The organism is Carboxylicivirga caseinilyticus (genome assembly GCF_050589785.1).
GTDB lineage: Bacteria > Bacteroidota > Bacteroidia > Bacteroidales > Marinilabiliaceae > Carboxylicivirga > Carboxylicivirga caseinilyticus.
The window spans coordinates 78,658-89,042 of sequence record NZ_JBNGOX010000022.1 but is presented as its reverse complement, the minus strand read 5'-3'; the positions used below and the strand labels follow the sequence as shown (position 1 = coordinate 89,042).

The following is a 10,385-nucleotide window of genomic DNA, read 5'->3' as shown; positions in this document are numbered from 1 at the left end:
TCCCTTTTAGGGGAGGTTTGGTGGGGTATAATGAAAGTAAAGTTACAATTTGAAAGATTCCTTATTTGCAGAATCACTTTTTGGACACCCTCTTCCAAAAGAATTAAAGTGTAATTATCATTCACCAAAAGAATACATTGCCTTCGAAGGCATTCCTTCTGCATTAAATGCTCCCTTAGTGTAACCATTCCAGTTGTTATAACTCTGGGGTTCCCAGTAAAAGATACCTAAGCATTCGTCAATGGTCTGTGTTCGTGTCATCAGGTCTTTTAGAAAATTATACCCCGCATCTTCTTGCTCCACGTCCATGCCAACTTCACAGATCATTACTTCACAGTCGTATCTGCTTATCATGTCATGAATATTACTAATAATATCATCATTTAAGCTTTGCCAGGTATCTGCTTCAGGATAAAGTGACATTCCAATCACATCCCATTTGGCTCCATTATTCTTCAACCCATCAAACAACCAACGAAATAAACTGTTTCGATTACCTTCCTGAAGATGTACAATCACTTTGGTATCCGGAAAAACCGCTTTAACAGCATCGTATCCCTTATTATTTAAGGTAGCATATTGCGCCATATTATCCGATGCTCGTCCGTCATCCCACAACATGCCGTTTCCGGTTTCGTTTCCAACCTGCACCCATTCCGGAGTAATTCCCCAATCTTTTAATGCATTAAGAACGTCTGTTGTATGGTTAGAAACTGCTGTACAAAGATCTGAAAATGAGAGACTCTCCCATTCCAGAGGTTTGTTTTGACTGGCAGGATCTGCCCAAACATCACTGTAATGAAAATCAACCAATATGCGCATACCTAAGTCATTAGCGCGCTTTGCCTTCACCAATAAATCTGCTGTATTGCACCAACCGTTTGTTGGATTTACCCATACCCTTAAACGAATGGAATTCATTCCCATGTCTTTCAGAAGTGTAATACACTCGGTTTGAACTCCTGCTGTATCGTAAAACAAAACTCCTTGCGATTCCATTTCGGTTAACCAGCTAACATCAGCACCCTTTGCATAACCACTCATATCCTTATTTGGAACATCAGGCACTTCTGTCTTAACAGCTTTATCGTAATCATCTACACACGCAAATGATATCAACACAAAAAGTAGCAGATATAAAATCCTATTAAAATTCATTATTATACTTTTTTATTTTAATAGCCGCAGGCAATATACCTGCGGCATTAATATTCTTTATTCAAATGTACAGGTGTTATTAATAAAATCAACGGTTACAGTATAGGTTCCATTCGCTAATCCACTCATGTCAATATTATCACCCATATAATCCATATTGTCCAAAGAACCTCCAAAATATCGGTTCCACGATTGATCGATATGAATTGTAATACCCCATGGAACACCTGCCGTTACAGTTGCACTACCGCTATAAACTCCGGTTGATTGTTTGGTAAGTACCACTGAAGTAAAATCCCAAACATCATTCAATCCTGTAACATATACTTCATCTCCTAACAATACATAGGTTTGATTAATAGCATCCGCAATTAAATCGTAAGTTCCAGGATTAATTGTTGCATCATCCGTTACACCTTCACCACCTAAGTACAGATTACCACTTGAACCACCAAAGAAAAGATCCCAATTGCTATTCATATACAACTTGGCGCCCCATGGAGATGCTCCATTTATGGTTACACTACTCGAATAAACGCCTGTGGTAGCAGTTTCAGCCATTTGAACCATAGTCCAGTCATCGTTAAAACCGGCATAACTCAAACTGCTAAATTCGGTATGACTATAAGTAAGATTTTTTAAATCAGCTTCTATCAGATATAAACCGGCTGGCGGAGGCGTAATATTATTTGGTCCTTTAAATACCAATTGACCTTCCGAATCACCCATTTTATAAACATCATCCCAGTTTCCTTCTTCAAGTGTCATTTGATACCCCCATTCGGAGTTAACATTAATTACACCAGCAAAAGTTGAATCATCCGCACTTATCAAGCGAAGGTAATTATCAAAGGTCCATTCACCTGATATCAAATCATCAATACCTGGAAGATACAGAAACTCACTTATAGGATCAATAACAACCGTTGAACCTTCCGTAATTTCGTAATACAGATTGGTTGGATCTGCCAAATATAAAGTTAAGGTATAATCGCCTGCTGTGCCAAAGCTAATATCTGTTGCTGCATCTGCCGACATTGCAAAACTTAAACCATTGGTACCATCTGCAACAAAACCAATTTCTTTGTTAATAGCAGAAGCATCATCTGTTCCGGTTGATAAATTATACAATTTAGCATCTGTTGAACTTACTTTAACCACAGCATTATCAGTGGTTGTTGTTAATGATAAATACCATTTTACTTCTGATCGCACAAAAGTCATTTCACCCGTTACATCGCCTGAAACCTGTAAAGACGGAATATAAGTCGCTGTCCATTCTTTTGCTGATGTACTTAAAGTGGTATAGTAACATCCGCCAAAACCCGGATACCAGAAATTCCACATTGACGCCAGTTCAGATGAAATTAAGAACGGTGTACCTGCCACACCATCATTACCCCAGATGGTACCATCACCTTCTTTCAGATACCAGTTATACCAGGCTGTTGAACCCGTAAAACCATGATAATTTCCATCGCTATTCGGCGAGTAAAGAGTAAATCCAGTATCAGTTGACTGATCTGACTCCAATATAAAACCAAGCGACATATCAATTTCGTAACTGGTAATATTAACAGCTATGATGTTACTGTAATACACCTCAGTATTTGAGCCATAAGAAGAAGTTACCCTGAAGTACATAGGAGTACTCTTATCCGCTTCAAAACCAAAATTTTTAGCCAATGTATTTAGCTCTCCACCAGTCAAAGCCAGCATATTTTCTTCCGGTTGTCTGGTTTCATACTGATCAAACGTTTCAGTTGCTGAAATTTCAAGTATCATTTGAGGAACATCATCAGGTATACCATATAATTCATTACTGATGGACAGTTCACTCTCATTCCATGAGAAACTCAATAATATGGCATCCTTATTATCCTGCGTAAGTACAACATCTGATCCACTACTAACCAGGGTTGATGAATCAAGTCCTGCAAGAATCAGCTTATCGCCATCTTTTTCGCAAGCCAAAAGCATTACGAATAAAGACAATGTGAGATATTTAAATATATTCTTCATTTTTATCAGTTTTAATAGTCAGCATTGTACAGATTTGGATTTGCTGAGATTTCGGCAGCAGGTATCGGATAAACATCAAATTTTGAGTCTACTGACTTACCGTCCTTAACTCCCCCTTTCCATTGCCATATATATTTATCACCTGTAAAAGAATTGAAGCGGATTAAGTCGGTACGACGTACGCACTCCCAATACAACTCTCTACCTCTTTCATCCATAAAAAACTTGTAAGGTATGCCATCAGTAGTAGCAATCAATTCACTTTCTGATACCTGAGCAGCATTTCTGTTTGTTCTCAACTCATTAACTAAACTAACTGCCTCAGTCATATTTGTACCGGTACGTGCAGCACTCTCAGCATACATCAGGTAAGCATCAGCTAAACGGAACATAGGAAAATCAGTATTTACGCCATCACTCACCGTGTTTGAAGCCACTTCTCCATCATCGGTAAGATTGCTCCATTTACGAACAAAATATCCACCAGTACGATCATCAACACCATTATCCATAAACTGTGATTGATCCCCAACATAAAACATGGCTCGATCATCATTATCCATATCAAATAAAGCAGGTATCTCGCCTCTTACACGAAACATACCCCATGCACTTCCACAGCCTACTTCCAAAGGATCATATCCATAATCCTGATCCGCCTGACCACACACCAAGTAAGTTGTTGCACCCCACGATACCACATTTACACCATCAACAACCAACGGATAAATAATTTCATTACCACGTCCTACACGCTTATCGTTATCGGCATTAAACAATGTGCTGTAATCGGATGCAAGGGCATAACCTTCATCCATAACTTTCTGGGTATAAATCATACAGGAATCATACTTAGCACCTGCTTCATACACTTCGGCATTTAAATACAAACGTGCCAGCAACATCCATGCAGCAGCTCTGGGAGCTCTGCCATAATCACAATTATCAACATCGTTCATCTTTTCACTGCAGTCCTTCAACTCTGTTGTGAGGAAATTAAACAGATCGGCAGATTCAATTCGTTCAGGCAGTGTAGAACTACCTATATGTGATTCATTAGCAAAAGCAACATCATGAAATAAATCCAGTGCATGATAATAAGCCAATGCTCTCAGAAAACGTGCTTCTTCTCGATATACCTTTATTTCAGTTTGTTCAGTATCAGTAAAAGCTGATATCTTGTCATCCGTAGCATTCTTTAAAAACTCATTACAAAGTGAAATGGTGTAATAGCATCTGTAATACATATCTGCCACCCAGGGATCATTGGCATCCCAGGTCATATAGGTAAGATTTCCAATATTATCACCTTCGATCCAGGTAGAACCAATTTCGTCAGTTCCGGCCTCCTGTACATTAAAATAGCAACGCATGTAATCATATCCATTATTACTACTCAGGTCAGCATCACCGCCACCTCGTTCCTGACCCGCTGTAACATACGAAGCATAACATTTGGCCAATGCAGAAACGTAATTTTCGGGCTTGGAGAATACAGACTGAGAAGTCTCTCTTACATGCGGATATTGATTTAAATCATCGGAACAAGCCGATAAAATAAAAACAACAAAAACCGTTGATATATATATTATCTTTTTCATTTTCGTTCTGTTTGTGTCAATATTCAAAATATTCATCTCAATTATTCATTAAAAATCAACTCCGATACTTAATGAGAAAATGCGAGGGCGAGGATAGAATGACACATCTACTCCATTTGATATTTCGGGATCAACACCTGAATAATTGGTAATTGTGAAAACATTCTGAACTAAAGCTGTCAGATTCAGATTAAACAAATCGTATACTCTTCCGAAATTATAGTTTAGTGAAAGATTATCCATTCTAAGGAATGAAGCATTCTCAATATAATAATCCGACAGATACTGACGGCTCTGAAATCCGGTTTCAAGATAACTCTGATGCAGGTTATTCAGTTGAAACGCATTATACGACATGGTTCCGAATGCACCAGTATTCATCGACATTCCATTATACACATAGTTATTCAGGTAAGAACGAATACTTGTGTTTAAGCTCCAGTTTTTGTAACGTACCGAAGTACTAAAGCCCAATATATAGTCAGGCATAGGATTGTGATAATGATACAAATCATCCGAATTAATCTCACCATCATCATTCAAATCGGCATATGCGCCTTCAATAGGTTTACCTGATTCATCGTACAACTGATGATACACATAAAACATGTAAGGAGAATATCCTTCAGTAAAAGTCTGAAAATAATAGCTATCGATTGTTGGGCCAACAGGTGTATGATTCACACCTGCTTCAGGATTTAAAGACAGATTTTTAATGGTTTGCTGTTGCCAGGTTGCATTAAAACTAAAATTCCATGTCCAGTCCTGATTATCAATCGGGGTAGCATTGATCGTCAACTCAACACCTTCACTATCGACATTACCCACATTGGTAAGTATCTGCTTATCAAAGTTAGTACCGGCCGGAGATGGCACTGTAGCCAATAAATCCTCCGTAACTCTGGTGTAGTACTCAACAGAACCTGATAAACGATTATTGATAAATCCAAAATCGATACCATAGTTAAACGATTTGGTTGTTTCCCATTTAAGGTTGGAAACATAGGCTTCAGGCCTCCATGTATTAATAATTGAGTTACCAAAAATATATTGAGCTCCATCCTGACTGATAGTATAAACAGGCAGATAGTTATAATTACCAATGCCTTCCTGCTGCCCAGTTACACCATAACTTGCACGTAACTTCAAATTCGATAGTGCATCAATACCAGATAAAAATCCTTCTTCCGAAAGTCTCCAGGCGAGTGCCACTGAAGGAAATGTACCCCAGCGATTATCTTCACTAAATCGCGAAGTACCATCCTGCCGAACGGTTGCTGTTATCATATACTTCGATTTGAAGCTGTAATTCAATCTACCATAATAGGATAGTAATGCATGTCGCTGATCGTATGGTGCAATTGAACTTTGAACCTCACCAGCAACATTTACCTCGTTATAGGTTGGAGTTGTACTTTTCCAAAATTGATAATCGTATCCTAAAGTAACATCCACATTGCTATTTATCTCAGCCAAATCTTTTTTATAATTCAGGTAGGTTGTTAACAAACGGTTTTCATTTTTCTGAGGTCCGTAAGTGTAGTTTCTACCACCTGTTAAATAATACTGGGCAGCTTCAACAGGTACTTGAATGGTTCCTTCCCCCTGAGCATAATCATAGCCCAAGGTGGCATGAAAACGTAGATCAGGTAAAAAATGAAATTGATAATCCATATCCAGATTACTAATTACCCTGTTCACCGTACTGGTAGATGAATACTGATTTAGCAGTCCAACAGGGTTAAGAACAGCTCCGGTAACAGGCAGTCCATCCCCATCAATCGCCTCGATATATCCTCCATATCCGGATAAACCGGAATAGACAGGTAAGGTAGGATTCATTGTTGAACCACCCCAAATGGCACCTGTATTAGCAAAAGTATTTTGGTTGGTTGCTCCTTTTACCCCTACATTAAATTTCAAATGATCCTCAAGAAATGTTGGAGAAATATTTAAACTACCTGTCAGTCTTTGAGCATTATCTGTATCCAGGATACCGTCCTGATTGTAATAACCTCCTGAGAAACGAACCGGCATATCCCATAATGTTCCAGACACACTAAAATTATTATCTGTTCCAAAAGCCAACTTAAAAATTTCATCATTCCAGTTAGTACTACTTGTTCCTAACAGTGCTTTTTGAGCCTCACTTCCCTGTGATTCAACCACAGCTCGAAAATCACTCTCCGAAAGCATTTCCGGTAATTTTGTTCTAACCTGAAGCAAGTTGGTTGAGTTTACATTAACTCTGAATTTATCTTTAGAACCTTTTTTAGTCGTGATGATAATCACGCCGTTTGAAGCACGCGAACCATAAATAGCCGTTGATGATGCATCTTTTAAGACTGTCATGCTCTCGATATCATTCGGGTTGATCAGACTTAAAAAATTATTACTGTTACCACTGATACCACCGGCTTCAAGAGGTACACCGTCTAAAACAATTAAAGGATCGTTACTGGCATTTAAAGAAGCTCCTCCCCTGATACGAAACGAGCTGCCGGATGTTGGAGAACCACTTCCGGAAACAATTTGAACACCAGATACCTTTCCGTTAATTAACTGAGCAGGTGAAGTCACCACCCCTGGATTAAAATCTTTGGAAGAAACATTGGAAACAGCTCCTGTTAAATCACCTTTCTTGGTTTCACCATATCCAACTACAATCACCTCATCAACATTGATATAATCCTGTTGAAGAAAGATATTGTAATTAGCATCAGGCCCAATCGCAACTTCTTGCTGCTGATAACCAATAAAGGAGAAAACCAATACTTCACCCGAATTAACCATTATGGCATAAGAACCATCAGGTAAGGTTATACTACCCCGTTGTGTACCCTTCACATATACAGTTACACCCGGAATAGGTTCATTTGTTTTTGCATCTGTTACTGTTCCACTAACCTGGGTTTGCTGAGCCCATAGAGTTATTCCGAAACTCAATAGTAGAATAGCAGAAGTCAAACGCTTTAATAAACTATTCATATTTTTTACTTAAAATTTAATTAGTCATTCTTGTAATTTCTGTCACAACACTTTTATTCATTGGCTATATACCCGATAAATCAATAATTTTATAAGTGTTGTAACTAATTGATAGATTAAACGATTTTTGGAAAACCGTATTCTGAGTTATCAAGTTCTGAAACTCATAAGCAGATGTTTGTTTTTCATAGTAGCTGATTTTAAGTTTTTAGTGTAAATTATAATTGTATTGTATTATTGAACATCAACAACAAGCTCATCATTCTTTAATCCAGGAGATGAAGCCTGTATTTGAAGGTGACCGGACGTTTCACCGGCTTTTAACAAAACAGTAGCAATTCCGGCTTCGGCATTTACAGGATTCATACCTATAATCTCACCATCACCTTTAATAGAAAAACGAATAGTATTTTCGGCTAAAGGAAGAATTGTACCATTTGTATCAACTATGGAAGCATAAGCAAAAACCAAGTCATTACAACCGCTCTGTAGGGCTTTTCCACTTTCATCAATCCAAAGTTTAATTCCATAAGCTTGTTCAGGTGTTAGTTTTAGATCTCTGGTAACAACTTTTCCATTTAAATAACCAATCGCTTCTATTTTGCCAGGTATAAATGACGAAAGATGAAAGGTAAAAGGAGGATGATTCAGATGAGTTGAATTCACATCCTGATCAGGTTTTTGTTTAGAATAGGTAATATCATTTACCAATAATTCAACTTCGTCACAATTACTGAATACTTTAACCTCTAAAAAAGACGGATCATTATAATAATTGGCGATGGCAACAACAGGTTGATAAAATTCATTATCTAAATCAACATCGTTTTGGCTCTTGTAAAAATAGTAGGCAAACTTTGGCAATCGGAATATATCCATTATACCTGAAGCTTCTATGTCTGGGGCATAACCACGGTTATAATCAAACATTAACCAATTCGCATCACCTATTGCCTCACCCTGCAGATTACTATTATGTGCTTCCTGATAATTTAATGCCTGCTGGGCAAGTCTTTTTTGTCCGTCACCTCTTAGCTGGCGTGAGTTTCGTTCTTCGTCAGATAAATTCTCAAATGCCTTTTGATTAAACCCTGCATTCTGAGCATAATACTCCCAGTCGCCATATTCAGCAATAAATAAAGGTTTAGTATTATTACATTGATTCCAATAATATGGTGGCTTGGCATGTTGACGTGCCGGTATAAAAACATCATATGCTCCATTGATCCAGCCACAGGTGTATACATCTTTTCCTGGATATTCTTCATGAACTATTGCATGAGCCCTTTCCATAAATTCAGTCGTCATCTGTGATTCGTTCAATGATGCCTCCCAAAGTATTACTGATGGATGATTACGATCAACCCTCACCATTTTACGAATATCTTTATAGGCATTTTTTTGAAAAACATCACCTCCAAAAAATTGCCAACCCGGAATAGCATCCATTACCAAGATTCCCAATTCATCACATGCATTTAAAAAAGATTGACTCTGCGGATAGTGTGATAAACGAACCATATTAAATCCTGCTTCCTTTATTTTTCTTGCATCCCTGTAATTGGCATTATCAGATATGGCGTATCCAACATAAGGGTATTCCTGATGTCTGTTGGTTCCTCTTAACTTTAATGACTTTCCATTGATTTTAAAACCATCTTCTGAAGCTATTTCAATGGTACGAATACCAACTTTGATGGACTCAGCATCTGTTTCATTTCCATCTGCAAAAAGTTTAACTGATAGAGTATATAAATGAGGCTTATCAACCGACCATAATCTGGGATTATCCACTTTAAGAGACAAATCCAGACTACCTGATGACAAAGCATCAAGTTGAACATTATCAGAAGTGGCTTTAACAATTGAAATTTCTTCATGCAAAAGTTCAGCTGTGATATGGATCTTCTTCTTTAAATCCAGATCATTGCTAACATCAACCTTCACATTTACATCAGCCGATTGTTCCGATACATTAGTACAACTAACAAAAACACCACCACCTGCAAGATGATCAACTTCAACCGGATTAGAAATATGCACCGGGTCTTTAACCAACAACCAAACATTACGATAGATTCCACTGTAAATATTAAAATCTAAAACATTCAATGCTTTTCCAGGAGGTACATTTAGATTATCTTCATTATTTAACTTAATTAAAAGGCAATTATTCTCTCCAAATTGTATTCTTTCAGACAGGTCAATATAAAAAGGAAGATAACCACCTTCATTTGCCCCAATCAACTCACCATTAAGGTATACTTCAGCCACTTGCATAGCTCCCTCAAAGTAAAGCCCAACATGTGATCCTGCTAACTTTTTACTGACATTAAAATTTTTCATGTAGAAACATTCACCTTGCCACTGATCACCTTTAATTATTAACGGTTCTATGCTGGCAGTATGTGGTATAGTAACCTCTTCCCACTTAATTGCTTTATTTTTGTTATTAAATAAATCCTCAACAGAAGAATCAACATCTTTAACAAAAAGCCAGTTCTTATTAAAAAGATTTTTTCCTATAGTAATTTCTTCCTTACCTGACTTATCGCACGAAATAAGTTGTAACACCATTAAAGAAGCCAAAACCAACTTACTTTTAAATATCTTCAT

General features: G+C 37.5%; 5 protein-coding genes. All 5 read right to left on the bottom strand.

Annotated features, from left to right (window positions below):
• Positions 1-117 precede the first annotated feature (117 nt).
• Positions 118-1,158, bottom strand: coding sequence for a glycoside hydrolase family 53 protein (locus ACRD62_RS12555; RefSeq protein ID WP_430820462.1), 1,041 nt, complete (start codon positions 1,156-1,158; stop codon positions 118-120).
• A 57-nt stretch (positions 1,159-1,215) separates the two neighbouring features.
• Positions 1,216-3,180, bottom strand: coding sequence for a DUF5114 domain-containing protein (locus ACRD62_RS12550; RefSeq protein ID WP_430820461.1), 1,965 nt, complete (start codon positions 3,178-3,180; stop codon positions 1,216-1,218).
• Between the two features lie 11 nt (positions 3,181-3,191).
• Positions 3,192-4,781: a RagB/SusD family nutrient uptake outer membrane protein gene (locus ACRD62_RS12545; RefSeq protein ID WP_430820460.1), complete on the bottom strand. Its 1,590-nt coding sequence runs from the start codon at positions 4,779-4,781 to the stop codon at positions 3,192-3,194.
• 48 nt (positions 4,782-4,829) lie between these two features.
• Complete coding sequence (locus tag ACRD62_RS12540; RefSeq protein WP_430820459.1) at positions 4,830-7,769, bottom strand: SusC/RagA family TonB-linked outer membrane protein; 2,940 nt, start codon at positions 7,767-7,769, stop codon at positions 4,830-4,832.
• Positions 7,770-8,003: 234 nt separating this feature from the next.
• A complete protein-coding gene (locus ACRD62_RS12535) occupies positions 8,004-10,385 on the bottom strand; it encodes a glycoside hydrolase family 2 protein (protein ID WP_430820458.1) in 2,382 nt (793 codons plus the stop codon).

What these genes read in the sequence shown, in the direction of transcription:
- ACRD62_RS12540 (WP_430820459.1), bottom strand. Translation starts at nt 7,769, where the DNA reads ATGAATAGTTTATTAAAGCGTTTGACTTCTGCTATTCTACTATTGAGT.
- ACRD62_RS12555 (WP_430820462.1), bottom strand. Translation starts at nt 1,158, where the DNA reads ATGAATTTTAATAGGATTTTATATCTGCTACTTTTTGTGTTGATATCA.
- ACRD62_RS12545 (WP_430820460.1), bottom strand. Translation starts at nt 4,781, where the DNA reads ATGAAAAAGATAATATATATATCAACGGTTTTTGTTGTTTTTATTTTA.
- ACRD62_RS12550 (WP_430820461.1), bottom strand. Translation starts at nt 3,180, where the DNA reads ATGAAGAATATATTTAAATATCTCACATTGTCTTTATTCGTAATGCTT.
- ACRD62_RS12535 (WP_430820458.1), bottom strand. Translation starts at nt 10,385, where the DNA reads ATGAAGATATTTAAAAGTAAGTTGGTTTTGGCTTCTTTAATGGTGTTA.